Here is a 14937-nt window from a genome sequence, read left to right on the forward strand (position 1 = left end):
ATTGCCCCGCGAGCCGAGAAGGCCTTCTGTCACCGGTCACCGGCTCGCCCAACAGAAGGAGCGCGTCATGTGGCTAGCCGCCATGCAGTTGATATCGGGTCGTACCTGGCAGGATAACCGGGAGCGGATCGCCGCCGAGCTGGCGAGTCTGCCCGGGGAGCGCCCCTTGCTGGTGCTGCTGCCGGAAAACTTCGCCCTCTTTGGCGAGCGGCAGGGGTATCTGGACGGGGCAGAGCCATTGGGAAATGGCCCAATCCAGCAGCAACTCTCTGATTGGGCCAAATCCCACGGCATCTGGCTGGTGGCCGGGGCCATGCCCACCGCCATCGCCGGTGCCGACCACATCCACACCAGCACCCTGGTGTTCGATCCCGACGGCGAGCTCAAGGGGCACTACCACAAGATCCACCTGTTTGACGTGGACGTGGCGGACAATCACGGCCGCTACCGGGAGTCGGAGATCTTCAGCCCGGGTGATCAGCCTGTGCTGGTGGACTCCCCCTTTGGTCCCCTCGGCCTCTCTATCTGTTATGATCTGCGCTTTCCCGAGCTGTACCGCCAGCTGGCCCGGGCCGGTGCCCGGGTGCTGCTGGTGCCTGCCGCCTTTACCGCCGTCACCGGCGAGGCGCACTGGGAGCCCCTGCTGCGGGCCCGTGCCATCGAGAACCAGTGCTACGTGGTGGCCGCCAACCAGGGGGGCACCCACGAGACGGGGCGCCAGACCTGGGGCCACAGCATGGTGATCGACCCCTGGGGCCGGGTGCTGGCCTGTCGGGCGTCGGGGCAGGGCACTGTGCTGGCGCCGCTGGATGGGGCCCTGATCGATGAATTGAAACGCACCATGCCGGTGCTGCAACACGCCCGCCTGCTGTGAGCCCGCGGCCGTGGATTTAACCGTTACGACATCTCGCATGAGAGTGGAGAGAAAGATTTGAGTCTATTGAGCCAGGTTAGTGCCTCCCTGTTGGCCCCGAACGATCTCGACGAAGGGCGGCTGCAACAGCTGCTCGGCAGCCTGATGAGCCATCAGGTGGAGTTCGGCGACCTCTATTTCCAGCGCAGCTGGCACGAGTCCTGGATGCTGGAGGACGGCATCGTCAAGGATGGCAGCTACAACATCGATCAGGGGGTGGGGGTGCGCGCCGTCAGCGGCGAGAAGACCGGTTTCGCCTACTCGGACGAGCTGAGCCTGCTGGCGCTGCAACAGTCGGTGACTGCCGCTCGCGGCATCGCCGCCGCCGGTGCTCACGGCAAGGTAAAAGCATGGGCTCGCACCGAAGCAAACCTGCTCTACCCGGCGCTGGATCCCCTGCAGACCCTCGACAAGCAGCAAAAAATTGCCTTGCTGGAGCGGATGGACAAGTTCGCCAGAAGTCTGGATCCCGCCATCAATCAGGTGATGGCTTCCATCAGCGGGGTCTATGAAGAGATCCTGGTGGCCGCCACCGATGGCACCCTGGCCGCCGACGTGCGTCCGCTGGTGCGCCTCTCGGTGACCGTCATCGCCGAGAAGGGGGATCGCCGTGAGCGCGGCAGCGCGGGGGGCGGTGGCCGCTTCGGTTACGACCATTTCCTCGAGCTGGACGGGCTCGAGAGCCGGGCGTTTGGCTATGTGCGCGAAGCGGTGCGCCAGGCGCTGGTCAACCTGGAGGCCATCGACGCCCCGGCCGGCACCATGCCGGTGGTGCTCGGTGCCGGCTGGCCCGGTGTGCTGCTGCACGAGGCGGTGGGTCACGGTCTGGAGGGGGACTTCAACCGCAAGGGCTCCTCCGCCTTTGCCGGACGCATCGGCGAGCAGGTGGCTTCCAAACACTGCACCATCGTCGATGACGGCACCCTGCCGGGTCGGCGCGGCTCCGTCTCCATCGACGACGAGGGGACGCCGGGGGGTTACAACGTGCTGATCGAGAACGGCATCCTCAAGGGTTACCTGCAGGACAAGCAGAATGCCCGCCTGATGGGGGTGTCGCTCACCGGCAATGGCCGCCGCGAATCCTACGCCGCCCTGCCGATGCCGCGCATGACCAACACCTACATGCTGGCGGGTCAGTACGATCCGGCCGAGATCATCGCCTCGGTGAAGAAGGGCATTTACGCCCCCAACTTCGGTGGCGGCCAGGTGGACATCACCTCCGGCAAGTTCGTCTTCTCCGCCTCCGAGGCCTACCTCATCGAGGATGGCAGGATCACTGCGCCCATCAAGGGGGCGACCCTGATCGGCAACGGCCCCGAGGCGATGAGCCAGGTTTCCATGGTGGGCCGTGATCTCGCGCTGGATCGCGGAGTCGGGGTCTGTGGCAAGGAGGGGCAGAGCGTGCCGGTCGGCGTCGGCCAGCCCACCCTCAAGCTGGATCAGCTCACCGTGGGCGGCACCCAGTAAGGTCACACACCTTTGTAAACCCCGGCCCGGCGCCGGGGTTTTTATTGGAACGCGCAAGCAATAAAAAGCCCCGGCAGGCGCCGGGGCTGGGAAAGGGGTCGGGTCAGTTGACCGAAATGGCGCGGGCGTCGATGAAGAAGCGGGCGTGGCCGTGGTCATCCACCCTTATCTGGGCGAGCAGGCGATCCTTTCGCTTGAACTCCCATCCTGTCTTGATCCGGGTCAGCGCGGGGCTGGCGGCACCGACCACGTTCAGATACTCATGAAACAGGCTGTAGCTTCCAATCTCGGTCAGCATCTTTTCCATTTGCATATCTCCTCAAGTGATGGGGTCAGCACATGCCACGCTAGCGGCAACCTTCTGAACCCTGCCTGTACAAAAACCAGACTACCCCATCAAGATGAAGGCAATATGATCAGGCGCAAGATCACGAGGGATTTGCACGAAAAATGACACCGTTTTCAATCAGGGCTGGCGCGGCACGGCGAGATGATCGAGGGCGGTAGATCCGGCATGGGTCGGCAAGGCGGCAGCGGGTTGTTCCATCACCTGGCCATGGAAGACGGGATCCTGAGCCACCTCCTTGACGCCGTTGATGCAGAACTGCATACCCATGCACACCAGCAGGAAACCCATGATGCGGGTCATGGCGTCGATGCCGGTGGCTCCCAGGATCTTGCACACGGGATCTGCCAGCTTGAGCACACCCCAGCTGATCAGGCTCATCAGGGCGAAGGCGGTGACCATGGCGGCATAGATGACGACGCGATCGGCCTCGGCCGGCAGCTCGGCGATCTGGGCCGCGCCGCTGATCACCAGCGCCATGGTGCCGGGTCCGCACATGCTGGGCATGGTGAGGGGCACGAAGGCGATATTCTGGTTGGCCTCGACCCCGGCAGACTGGTTTGGCGAGGGGAACAGCATGCGAAAGCCGATGAAGGCGATGATGAGGCCACCGGCCAGGCGCAGGCCGGGAATGGAGATCCCGAACAGATCCAGGATGGAGGATCCGATGAAGAAGCTGACGCACAGGGTGGCGAACAGATAGAGGGCGGCCATGTTGATCTGGCGGCGAATGTGCTCGCGGGACATGCCCTTGCTCAGTCCCAGCAGCAGGGTGGCCGTGGTGGGCGGGTTGACCATGGGCAGCAGGGCCAGCAAGGCGAGAAAGACGACCTGGAAGAACATAGTGGACCTCGGGCAGATGGACGGATTGGGGTGAGCTGGCAGGTCCGCAGCGGACCGCCACCCGGTCGATGATATCCGCAAAGAACAAGCCCCGACAGTGCGGGGCTTGCTTGGGAAGGATCAGGCGGCCTGCGGGGTGGCCTGGCGTTGGCCGCGCTGGCGCAGCCAGAGCCAGATGCCGAGCACGAAACCGAGGGCGGCCAGGCTGACCACATAGTGGGAGGGGGCCAGCACGTCCTCCTTCATCCAGAGGGTGACCAGCATGGGGGTGAGGCCGCCGAAGATGGCGTAGGCCACGTTGTAGGAGAACGACAGCCCGGAGAAGCGCACCACCGGCGGGAAGGCATTGACCATGACGTAGGGCACGGCGCCGACGATCCCCACCGCAAAGCCCGCCAGCATGTAGAGGGGCACCAGCTGATCCGTGCCGGCTGCCAGGCTGTGGTAGAAGGTATAAGTGGCGCCGGCCAGCAGCAGGGAGCCCAGGATGAAGGTAGGACCGCTGCCGATGGCATCGATCAGGCGACCATAGACGATGCAGCCCAGGGTGAGGGCGACGATGGCTAGGGAGTTGGCGGTCAGGGCATCGGCCGGGCTGATGCCGTGGACCTTCTGCAGATAGGTCGGGGTCATCAGGATCACCACTACTATGCCGGCGGAGAGCAGCCAGGTCAGCAGCATGGAGACGACGACGCTGCCCTTGTGTTCACGCAGCACCGTCTTGAGCGGCAGCTCCTCGGCCAGGGACTTGTTGGCCTGCATCTCGGCGAAGACCGGGGTCTCATGCAGCCAGCGGCGCAGGTACATGGCGACGATGCCGAACACGCCGCCGAGCACGAAGGCCAGACGCCAGCCCCAGTCGCTCACATCGCCCGGGCTCATGCCACGGTTGATGGCGGTCGCCACCAGGGAGCCGAGCAGGATGCCGGCCGTCAACCCCGCGGTGAGGGTGCCGCAGGCGACACCGACCCGGCGGGCGGGCACGTGCTCGGCCACGAAGACCCAGGCACCGGGGACTTCCCCGCCGATGGCGGCCCCTTGCAGGATCCGCAGCAGCAGCAACAGCAGGGGGGCGGCGATGCCGAGCACGGCGTAGGTGGGCAGCAGGCCGATCAGCAAGGTCGGCAAGGCCATCAGGATGATGCTGAGGGTGAACATCCGCTTGCGGCCGATGAGATCGCCAAAGTGGGCCATGATGATGCCCCCCAGGGGGCGGGCCAGGTAGCCGGCGGCGAAGATGCCGAAGGTCTGGAACTGGCGCAGCCACTCGGGAATGTCGGCCGGGAAGAAGAGCTCGCCGATGACCACGGCGAAGAAGACGAAGATGATGAAGTCGTAGAATTCGAGGGCGCCGCCCAGCGCCGCCAGGCTCAGGGTCTTGTAATCCTGTCGATTGAGGGGGCGACCGTGGTCGTGCGATGTGCTGACTTTACTCATATCCTTATGTTTCCCATCGTTTTTTTAGTTATTCTCCCCGGTGTGCTGCGGGGATACGCTCACCCACGAGGGTATGCTTTTGTGTCCCGCAATGTAAATCGCACAATTCGCAACACTGTCTTGCAGCACGGTGCGGCAAGAAGCTGGAGAGATCATGACGAAGAAAAAGGTACTGCTCTCCTGGAGCAGCGGAAAAGACAGCGCCTGGGCCTTGCATCGCCTGCGCCAGGATCCGGCCATCGAGGTGGTGGGGCTGTTCACCACACTCAACCAGGCGTTCGAGCGGGTGGCTATGCACGGGGTGCGCAAGCAGTTGCTGTTGGCACAGGCTGAGTGCGTGGGCTTGCCGCTGATCACCATCGACCTGCCCTGGCCCTGCAGCAACGAGGAGTATGGACGCATCATGACGGGCTTCATCGCCGATGTGCAGGTCAAGGACATTTACCACATGGCGTTCGGGGATCTCTTTCTTGAGGATGTGCGCGCCTATCGGGAGCGGCAACTGGCGGGGACCGGCATCACGCCGCTCTTCCCGCTCTGGGGCAGCGACACGACCGAGCTGGCGCAGGCGATGATCGACGCCGGGCTCAAGGCCAGGGTCTGCACCCTGGAGCCGGGCAAGCTGGACGCCGGGTTAGGTGGTCATGAATTTGGCCCGGCCTTCCTGGCTGCCCTGCCCGCCGGGGTGGATCCCTGCGGCGAGAACGGGGAGTTTCACACCCTGGCCTGGGACGGCCCCATGTTCCTGCATCCCCTGCCCATCCGGGTGGGGGAAACGGTGCTGCGAGACGGCTTCGTCTTCACCGATCTGCTGGCGGAGGGTCCCGAATGAGGGAAGACCCCCTCGGGTGAGAAAGGAAAGGGGCCGGCTCCGTGAGGAATCGGCCCCTTTGCGTTTGCCCCCTTCAGCGGGCGGCGAAGGTGTCGCAACTGGCGGGCTTGCCGCTGTCAAAACCGCGTTTGAACCAGGCGAGGCGCTGGGCCGAGGTACCGTGGGTGAAGCTGTCGGGAACGACCCGGCCCTGACCCTGCTGCTGCAACCTGTCGTCGCCGATGGCCTGGGCGGCGTTGAGCGCCTCTTCCAGATCGCCGCGCTCCAGCACCTGCTCTTTTTCCATGTAGTGGCCCCAGACCCCGGCGAAGCAGTCCGCCTGCAGTTCGAGCTTGACCGACAACCGGTTCTGGGCGACCTGGCTCAGCCCCTGTTGCTGCTGGCGCACCTTGGTGGAGATACCGAGCAGGTTCTGCACGTGGTGGCCCACCTCGTGGGCGATCACATAGCCCTGGGCGAAGTCGCCGTCGGCCCCCAGCTTGTCGCGCATGTCCTGATAGAAGGAGAGATCGATGTAGACGGTGCTGTCGGCCGGACAGTAGAAGGGCCCCATCACCGACTGCCCCTGGCCGCAGCCGGTGCGGGTCGCACCGCGATAGAGCACCAGTCTGGGGGCCTGATAGCGGTTGCCGCTTTGCTGGAACATCTCGCCCCAGGCGTCCTCCGTGGAGGCGAGCATCACCGAGGTGAAGCGGGCGAGGGGATCGTTGGCAGCCTGGGACGAGTTCTGACGCTGGGGCTGGCTCTGCGGGGCCGGATCCTGCAGCAGGGGGCCGAGGTCCACGCCGTAGTACCCCGCCACCATGACCACCACCAGCAGGATCAGGCGCCCCTTGCCACCGATGGGCAGGCCGCCGCCCCCGTTGCCGCCGCCTTGCTGGCGCCGGTCTTCCACATTGTTGCTCTCACGGCGATCTTGCCAGCGCATATCCCCATACTCCCGTCATTGATGGTGGCAGTAATGATAATGGCTGGCGCCGGGGCTTGCCTAATCGGCCCGGGTCACTCGGCCCAGGGCATCTCGGGCAGGCTGTCGAGGAACTCGCCGTAACGGACGAGGTTGAAGGGGCCCTGTTCGGCTTCCATGGCCATGAGTTCGGCGCCCAGGGCGCAGGCGATGTATTGCAGCGCCTCTTCCCGCGGGGTGCCCTTCATCACCAGGCGCATCAGGGTGGCTTTCACCTGGAGGGGCTGGCCGTCGGCGAGCTGGTTCTCCACCATCTCCAGCAGTGTCTCTTCATCAAAAAATTCGGGGGTATCGGTCATGGCCGTTCTCCTGCCTGTTCCATGGGGTGGGCAGTATAGCGGGGACGCGGCTCCCGGGGGCGAAAATATCGTTCGGGTCTTGCCAAGGGGACGGGGCGAGAGCAGTCTTGGACACTCTCTCTGCCGAACGAGCCCATGCCATGATCCTCTCCGAGCGCCTGGAACTGCGCGAACTGACCGTTGTCGATGCCCCCTTCATTCTCGAACTGCTCAACGATGGTGATTTTCACCGCTACATCGGCGATCGCGGGGTGCGTACCCTGGCGGATGCCGAAAACTACATCCAGCAGGGGCCTGCGGTCAGTTATGCCCGCCACGGTCACGGACTCTATCTGGTGGTGCGGCGGGAAGACGGGGCCAGGCTCGGCATCTGCGGTCTGATCAAGCGCGATACCCTGCCCTGTGAAGACATCGGCTATGCTTTCCTGCCCGCCTGGCGTGGTCAGGGCTATGCCATCGAAGCCGCGCGGGCGGCCATGGCAGATGGCCGCGAACGGCTCGGGATCGAGCGGGTGGTCGCCATCGTCACTCCGGGCAATGAGCGTTCGGTCCGGCTACTCGCCAAGCTGGGGCTGAGTCAGGGCAAACGGGTCAGGTTGGGGGCCGGCGAGGAGGAGTGCCTGCTGCTGGAGGCGCCGGACAAGGAGACTTGCGGGGTCTAGCCACCGCTCGGGGAGCGGGGCCATGCAGACTATGACGTCAGGCAAGGAGGCCGCCGTGAGTTGCGGCCTGTCTGCATCGGGTGCTGCCTGGGTAGGCAAAGTCAGTTGAGCTCTTCGATGGAGAACTCGCCGGCGATACCATCACAGGAGATGGCGAAGCCGCCGCTGAAGCGGGTGCTGAACTGGATCAGGAACGCATCGTCGTCGTGCTCTTGCACGGGCAGGTTGATGGGTTTGCTGCGACGCAGGGGTTTGCGGATCTGTACGTGTTTCATCATGGTATTTCTCTATATAAATTAAGTGTTTGCTCCTTGTATTGGCAAATGTCAGGTCAATGGGCGCGGTCAGCACGATGGCGGACGAGCGCGCAGGAATACCCAGCCCGGTTCAGGGGCGTCTGCACTTTCAAGGAAGGCGCCAAGGACCATGCGGATGCATGATGCTACTTGGGAGTGGGCAGATCGGGTCTGCACCGTGAGAGCCGGGCAACGCAGGCAGACAGCCTGAACGGTTCTCAAGGCGAGTAAATCAGAAGAAGGTTATGCGGGTACTGGCAGGATTCATCGTGAGGTGAAGCATTGCGAACATAATCAGGGCTGATTAACTAGCCGGCGCGCATTCTCTCCTCGAAATGTGTAAAAAGCAAACACTAATTGTGCGTTCACCCAGTCATTCCCTGTTTTTCACGGCCACGGGGACGGCAAAAGGGCTCCCGAGGGAGCCCTTTTCATTGCCGGTCAGGGACGGGCTCAGGCGTCGCCGCAGGCCTTCTTGGCGGCGGTGATCATGGGGGTAATGGTCATGCCCTGTACCACGATGGAGAACATCACCACCGAGTAGGTCATCACCAGGATCACCTGGCGCAGATCGACGTTGTGCTCCGGGATCATCATGACACCGGATGGCAGTGCCAGGGCCATGGCCATGGCCAGACCGCCACGCAGGCCGCCCCAGGTGAGGATGCGCACCGAGAAGGTGTTGTAGCTGCGGAACTTGCGGAACGTCACATAGGGCAGGGAGACGCTGATGAAGCGGGCGGCCAGGCAGAGCGGCACCGCGATGACCAGCAGGATCCAGTCGCGCCAGGCCAGATCCAGCAGCACCAGTGCCAGACCGATCAGCAGGAACAGCAGGGCGTTGAGGAACTGATCCATCAACTCCCAGAAGTGATCCAGGTGGTGCTGGCTCTGCTCGGAGAAGCCGGAATGACGGGTCCAGTTGCCGATCATGATGCCGGTCACCACCATGGCCAGGGCGCCGGAGACGCCGATCATGTTGGCGAAGGCGAAGCCCGCGGTCGGGATGCAGAGGGTCAGCAGCAGCTCCAATGAGCCGTCGTCGGTGGCGCTGATCATCACGTGGGCGATGAGGCCCAGCACGGCACCGAACAGGATGCCGCCGAGGGCTTCGTGCAGGAACAGACCGGCCACGCTGCCGAAGGTGGGCTCCACGCCGCCAAAGGCCACGGCAAACACGGTAGCGAAGATGACGAGGCCAACACCGTCGTTGAACAGGGATTCCCCTTCGATCTGGATGGCGATCTGGGGTGGCGCCTTCATCTTCTTGACGATGGCCAGTACGGCAATCGGGTCAGTGGGGGAGATCAGCGCGCCGAACAGCATGCAGTAGACCAGCGGCAGGTCCCAGCCCAGCAGCTTGGCGATGAACCAGAAGCCGTAGCCGATGAGGAAGGTGGAGAGCAGGGTGGCGGCTATGGCCAGAATGGTGATTTCCCACTTCTGGCTACGCAACGCCTTGAGGTTGATGCCAAGCCCGCCGGCGAACAGCAGGAAGCCCAGGATCCCCTTCAACAGGAAGTTCTGGAAGTCGATGCTCTCCATGGTCTTGATGGCGAGAGGCTCCAGATTGAACCAACCCAGTTTGCCAAACAGCACCAGCAGCGCGGAGATCAGCATGGAGCCCGCAGTGATGGCGATGGTGGTCTGGATCTTCACAACATACTGGTTGGCAAAGGCGATGAAGATCGCCAACGCTGCCAGGAAGCAGAGTGTGTAGTAGACGCTCATAGTTATTTTTCTCTTTGGTAAACAGCAAGCACGTATCCCTCTTGAGGACGGGCATAGGGTACTCCCGGGTTAGATCATGCTCATTACCTATTTATGGTTATATTTAATCGTCATCACGGACAGATAGACGGCTAGATTTCCATTTAATTTGATTGCTGCTAGGATGGGCATCACGCAGTTGCATGGATGTAAGGGGTACGAGCGGTGTCGAGCAGAGAGTCGAACAAGAAAGCGGATGTCACAACCAGGCTGGAAGCCTGTCTCAAGGAGCGGATCCTGATCATCGACGGGGCCATGGGCACCATGATCCAGGGTTACAAACTCGGTGAGGCGGACTATCGGGGGGAGCGGTTTGCCGACTGGCATACCGACATCAAGGGCAACAACGACCTGCTGGTGTTGAGCCGTCCAGCCGTCATTCGCGAGATCCACGACCAGTATTGTGCCGCCGGGGCCGACATCCTCGAGACCAACACCTTCAACGCCACCCGCATCGCCATGGCGGACTACGAGATGGAAGCGCTCTCGGCCGAGATAAACCGGGAGGCGGCCCGCCTGGCCCGCGCCGTGGCGGACGAGTGGACCGCCAAGGACCCGGCGAAACCGCGCTTTGTGGCAGGGGTTCTGGGCCCCACCAACCGTACCGCCTCCATCTCGCCGGACGTGAACGATCCGGGCAAGCGCAACGTCACCTATGACGAGCTGGTGGCCGCCTACACCGAATCGACCCACGCCCTGATCGAGGGCGGTGCCGACATCATCCTGATCGAGACCATCTTCGACACCCTCAACGCCAAGGCGGCCGCCTTCGCGGTGGACCTGGTGTTCGAGGAGCTGGGTTACAGCCTGCCGGTGATGATCTCCGGCACCATCACGGACGCCTCCGGTCGTACCCTCTCGGGCCAGACCACCGAGGCCTTCTACCACTCCCTTCGTCACGTCAAACCGGTCTCCTTCGGCCTCAACTGTGCGCTGGGGCCGGACGAGCTGCGCCAGTACGTGGAGGAGCTGTCCCGCATCAGCGAGACCCATGTCAGCGCCCACCCCAACGCCGGTCTGCCCAATGCGTTTGGCGAGTACGATCTGGACGCGGTCGAGATGGCGGAGCATATCCGCGAGTGGGCTTCGAGCGGCTTTCTCAACCTGGTGGGCGGCTGCTGCGGCACCACCCCGACCCACATCCGCGCCATGGCGGACGCCGTGGTGGGCATCAAGCCCCGCGCCCTGCCGGATCTGCCGGTGGCCTGTCGGTTGTCGGGCCTGGAGCCTCTCATCATCACGGCGGACTCCATGTTCGTGAACGTGGGTGAGCGGACCAACGTCACCGGTTCGGCCAAGTTCAAGCGCTTGATAAAAGAAGGGCTCTACGACGAGGCCCTGGACGTGGCCAAGCAGCAGGTGGAAAACGGCGCCCAGATCATCGACATCAACATGGATGAGGGGATGCTGGACGCCGAGGCGGCCATGGTGCGCTTCCTGAACCTCATCGCCGGGGAACCGGACATCGCCCGGGTGCCGGTGATGATCGACTCCTCCAAGTGGGAGGTGCTGGAGGCGGGCCTCAAGTGCGTGCAGGGCAAGCCGGTGGTCAACTCCATCTCCATGAAGGAGGGGGAGGACAAATTCATCGAGCAGGCGAAACTGCTGCGCCGCTACGGCGCCGCCGTCATCGTCATGGCGTTCGACGAGGTGGGCCAGGCCGATACCCGGGCCCGCAAGTTCGAGATCTGCCAGCGCGCCTACCGCATTCTGGTGGACCGCGTCGGCTTCCCGCCGGAAGACATCATCTTCGACCCCAACATCTTCGCGGTGGCGACCGGCATCGACGAGCACAACAACTACGCGGTGGACTTCATCGAGGCGGTGAAGGACATCAAGGAGCACCTGCCCCACGCCATGATCTCCGGCGGCGTCTCCAACGTCTCCTTCTCCTTCCGTGGCAACGAGCCGGTGCGCGAAGCCATCCACGCTGTCTTCCTCTACCACGCCATCAGGAACGGCATGGACATGGGGATCGTCAACGCGGGCCAGCTTGCCATCTACGAAGACATCCCGGCCGAGCTCAAAGAGAAGGTCGAGGCGGTGGTGCTGAACCTCAACGACAACGCCACCGAGGCGCTGCTGGCCATCGCCGAGAAGTATCGCGGCGCGGGTGCCCAGGCGGAGGATCCGCGGGATCAGGAGTGGCGCAGCTGGCCGGTGGGCAAGCGGCTCGAACACGCCCTGGTCAAGGGGATCACTGATTTCATCGAGGAGGATACCGAGGAGGCACGCGCCCAGGCCGAGAAGCCGCTGCACGTCATCGAGGGGCCGCTGATGGATGGCATGAATGTGGTGGGCGATTTGTTCGGCGCCGGCAAGATGTTCCTGCCCCAGGTGGTGAAGTCGGCCCGGGTGATGAAGCGGGCGGTGGCCTACCTGCAACCCTACATCGAGGCGGAGAAGTCCGGCGGCTCCAGCAACGGCAAAATCGTGCTGGCCACCGTCAAGGGCGACGTGCACGACATCGGCAAGAACATCGTCGGGGTGGTGCTCCAGTGCAACAACTTCGAGATCGTGGATCTCGGGGTCATGGTCTCCTGCGAGACCATCCTCAAGACGGCCCGGGAAGTGAACGCCGACATCATCGGCCTGTCGGGCCTCATCACTCCGTCCCTGGACGAGATGGTGCACGTGGCCAAAGAGATGGAGCGTCAGGGGTTCAAGCTGCCGCTGCTCATCGGCGGAGCCACCACTTCCAAGGCCCACACCGCGGTGAAGATAGAGCAGAACTACTCCGAGCCCGTTGTCTATGTCTCCAACGCCTCCCGCGCCGTGGGGGTGGCCCAGAGTCTGCTGAGCCCGGAGCTCAAGCCCGCCTTCGTCGCCCGCATCGACAAGGAGTACGAGATTGCCCGGGATCAGCATGCCCGCAAGCAGCCGCGCTCCAAGCCGGTCAGCCTGGCCCATGCCCGGGCCAATCGCCATCAGCTGGACTGGGTGGGCTATGAGCCCCCGGCGCCCCGGGAGCCCGGCGTGCAGACCTTCGAAAACGTGCCCATCTCGGTGCTGCGCCCCTACATCGACTGGACGCCGTTCTTCCTGAGCTGGGAGCTGGCGGGCAAGTTCCCCCGCATTCTGGAGGATGAAGTCGTGGGGGAGGAGGCGACGCGCCTCTACGCCGACGCCAACGCCATGCTGGATCAGCTGGAGAAGGATCAGAGCGTGCGCTGTGCCGGCATCGTCGGCCTGTTCCCCGCCAACGCCGTGGGGGACAGCATCGAGGTCTACACCGACGAGACCCGCACCCAGGTGCGCAAGGTGCTGCACCACCTGCGCCAGCAGAGCGAGAAGCAGGGCTTCCCCAACTACTGTCTTGCGGATTATGTGGCGCCGAAAGAGAGCGGCAAGCCCGACTGGATCGGCGCCTTCGCGGTGACCGGCGGCATCGGCGAGGAGGCCATCGCCAAGGCCTACAAGGCGGACCACGACGACTACAACGCCATTCTCATCCAGGCGGTGTGCGATCGCCTCGCCGAGGCCTTTGCCGAATACCTCCACGAGCAGGTGCGCAAAGTGCACTGGGGCTATGCCCCGGACGAGGCGCTCAGCAACGAAGAGCTTATTCGTGAAAATTACCAGGGAATACGCCCGGCGCCGGGCTACCCGGCCTGCCCGGAGCACACCGAGAAGGGGATCATCTGGGAGTTGCTGGACGTGGAGCAGGCCATCGGCATGCAGCTCACCGAGTCCTACGCCATGTGGCCGGGGGCAGCGGTGTCGGGCTGGTACTTCTCCCACCCCGAGAGCAAGTATTTCGCCGTGGCCCAGATCCAGCAGGATCAGGTGGAAGACTACGCCATGCGCAAGGGGATGACCCTGGCAGAGGCCGAACGCTGGCTGGGGCCCAACCTGCATTGATCCCCGTCTGCCCCGCCTCACGCGGTGCGGGGCAGACGCCGGGTACGCACGCCATATCGAGGTTGCCATGAAGATTGGATTTGTCGGTCTGGGGGCCGTGGTGCAGACAGCCTATCTGCCTGCACTCGCCGCACTGGCGGAAAATCCCGAGATATGGGGTTTTGATCCCGCCATCACCCTGCCCGGCGTCATGTCTGCCTCGACCCTGGAAGCTCTGCTGGCCGAACCCCTGGATCGGCTGGTGATCGCCACGCCTTCCCTGCTGCATCTGCCCGTGCTGGAACAGGCACTGGCCAGCGCCATTCCCCTCATCCTGGTGGAGAAACCCGTGGTGGCCACCCTGGCCCAGCACGATCGCCTGCACGCCCTGCTGGCGGACCCCGAGGTCGTGGCCAGGGTGCTGGCGCTGGATCACTGGATGGCCCGCAATGCCGTCCAGCAGTTGCTGCTGAGCGGCAAACTGGATGAAGGCTGGCAGCCTCGGGAACCAGGCTGCGCCGGGGTCGGGCTGGCCACCCTCGCCGATATCAGCGCGGTGGAGGGCTTTTTGCTGGAACCCTGCGGCCTGGACGAGGCGGGGCATCCCTATGCCCTCAACTTCGCCACCGGCGAGCCGGATCGGCGGCTGTTGCGCCACCCGGACGGTGTCATCCTCGACATCGGCACCCATCTGCTGGCGATGATCCGGGAACTGCTGGTGGCCCTGGGTGGGGACGACCGTCTGCACCTGATCGCGGAGGGCGTCTGCGACCGGCTGGGGCAGCCCATCCGGCGCGGGGATCTGGAGACTGCCGAGGGGCGGGCCTGCCTGCGCGGCGAGGCGGCAGGGGTGCCTCTGACCCTCTGGCTCGACAAGTATGCCGGTCCGGGGGTGGAGAAGAAGGGGCTTTGCCTGCACTTCAAAGACGGGCGGCGCATCGAACTGCTTCGCCGCGGCAATCTGGAGTGGCTGCACCATCACGATGTCGACGGGATGCGGGGCTGGCAACATGAGGGGCCCCTCTATCGCCACTGCATCGCCCAGACCCTGCTGGCCCCCGTGCCTTTGGGAGGCTGGGCCGACACCACGGCGCGCCGTTTGCAGGAGGTCGCCCTGCTGCTTGAGTTGCAGCAAGGGCTGCGCGGCCCCCATTGACGTCGCTGGCGCCATCCGGCATGAGGGCTGGTGGCTGGCGCTGTCTTGCAGAACCGCGCATGGTGAGGGGAAAGGATTGGCGTTGCCAGTCGTTCATGGCACCTTATAC

The 14937-nt window shown here is 64.0% G+C and carries 13 protein-coding genes; 6 read left to right on the forward strand and 7 right to left on the reverse strand.

Translation table 11 applies throughout. From position 1 onward, the window contains the following. The first annotated feature begins 67 nt into the window (after window positions 1-67). Window positions 68-874, forward strand: coding sequence for a carbon-nitrogen hydrolase family protein (locus I6L48_RS05550; protein WP_216987846.1), 807 nt, complete (start codon window positions 68-70; stop codon window positions 872-874). A 57-nt stretch (window positions 875-931) separates the two neighbouring features. Further along, window positions 932-2380, forward strand: coding sequence for a metalloprotease TldD (gene tldD / locus I6L48_RS05555; RefSeq protein ID WP_216987847.1), 1449 nt, complete (start codon window positions 932-934; stop codon window positions 2378-2380). Between the two features lie 103 nt (window positions 2381-2483). Here the strand turns inward: tldD and I6L48_RS05560 are convergent, their stop codons facing one another. The 3 genes from I6L48_RS05560 to I6L48_RS05570 form a co-directional block, all read right to left on the reverse strand. Beyond that, complete coding sequence (locus tag I6L48_RS05560) at window positions 2484-2687, reverse strand: hypothetical protein (protein ID WP_041212219.1); 204 nt, start codon at window positions 2685-2687, stop codon at window positions 2484-2486. A 159-nt stretch (window positions 2688-2846) separates the two neighbouring features. Continuing rightward, on the reverse strand, window positions 2847-3569 hold the full coding sequence (locus tag I6L48_RS05565; protein ID WP_048208904.1) for a MarC family NAAT transporter: 723 nt from the start codon (window positions 3567-3569) through the stop codon (window positions 2847-2849). A gap of 120 nt (window positions 3570-3689) precedes the next feature. Then, entirely contained in the window at window positions 3690-5006 is a 1317-nt protein-coding gene (locus tag I6L48_RS05570; RefSeq protein WP_039040437.1) for an MFS transporter, read from the reverse strand. A 154-nt stretch (window positions 5007-5160) separates the two neighbouring features. Between I6L48_RS05570 and I6L48_RS05575 the strand changes: the two genes are divergently transcribed. Beyond that, on the forward strand, window positions 5161-5838 hold the full coding sequence (locus I6L48_RS05575; RefSeq protein WP_113069500.1) for an ATP-binding protein: 678 nt from the start codon (window positions 5161-5163) through the stop codon (window positions 5836-5838). 73 nt (window positions 5839-5911) lie between these two features. Here the strand turns inward: I6L48_RS05575 and I6L48_RS05580 are convergent, their stop codons facing one another. Together I6L48_RS05580 and I6L48_RS05585 are read right to left on the reverse strand one after the other, a co-directional pair. Next, window positions 5912-6766 (reverse strand): neutral zinc metallopeptidase, encoded by an 855-nt coding sequence (locus I6L48_RS05580; protein ID WP_113069502.1) that lies wholly within the window; start codon window positions 6764-6766, stop codon window positions 5912-5914. Between the two features lie 74 nt (window positions 6767-6840). Continuing rightward, window positions 6841-7104 carry a hypothetical protein gene (locus I6L48_RS05585; RefSeq protein ID WP_113069504.1) on the reverse strand — a complete coding sequence of 88 codons (264 nt, stop codon included), beginning with the start codon at window positions 7102-7104 and terminating at the stop codon, window positions 6841-6843. A 140-nt stretch (window positions 7105-7244) separates the two neighbouring features. Between I6L48_RS05585 and I6L48_RS05590 the strand changes: the two genes are divergently transcribed. After that, the gene (locus I6L48_RS05590) at window positions 7245-7766 is read left to right on the forward strand and encodes a GNAT family N-acetyltransferase (RefSeq protein WP_049637292.1); all 522 of its coding nucleotides are present in this window, start codon (window positions 7245-7247) and stop codon (window positions 7764-7766) included. Window positions 7767-7867: 101 nt separating this feature from the next. On the opposite strand, the gene I6L48_RS05595 is transcribed toward I6L48_RS05590, so the two are convergent. Together I6L48_RS05595 and I6L48_RS05600 are read right to left on the reverse strand one after the other, a co-directional pair. After that, complete coding sequence (locus tag I6L48_RS05595; RefSeq protein ID WP_010672653.1) at window positions 7868-8044, reverse strand: hypothetical protein; 177 nt, start codon at window positions 8042-8044, stop codon at window positions 7868-7870. Window positions 8045-8515: 471 nt separating this feature from the next. Further along, window positions 8516-9793, reverse strand: a complete 1278-nt coding sequence (locus tag I6L48_RS05600; protein WP_216987848.1) for a sodium:proton antiporter — start codon at window positions 9791-9793, stop codon at window positions 8516-8518. A 204-nt stretch (window positions 9794-9997) separates the two neighbouring features. Between I6L48_RS05600 and metH the strand changes: the two genes are divergently transcribed. Continuing rightward, on the forward strand, window positions 9998-13693 hold the full coding sequence (metH, locus tag I6L48_RS05605) for a methionine synthase (protein ID WP_216987849.1): 3696 nt from the start codon (window positions 9998-10000) through the stop codon (window positions 13691-13693). A gap of 67 nt (window positions 13694-13760) precedes the next feature. Then, entirely contained in the window at window positions 13761-14828 is a 1068-nt protein-coding gene (locus I6L48_RS05610; protein WP_216987850.1) for a Gfo/Idh/MocA family oxidoreductase, read from the forward strand. Window positions 14829-14937: the final 109 nt, after the last annotated feature.

This window comes from Aeromonas sp. FDAARGOS 1418 (assembly GCF_019048585.1).
GTDB lineage: Bacteria > Pseudomonadota > Gammaproteobacteria > Enterobacterales > Aeromonadaceae > Aeromonas > Aeromonas caviae.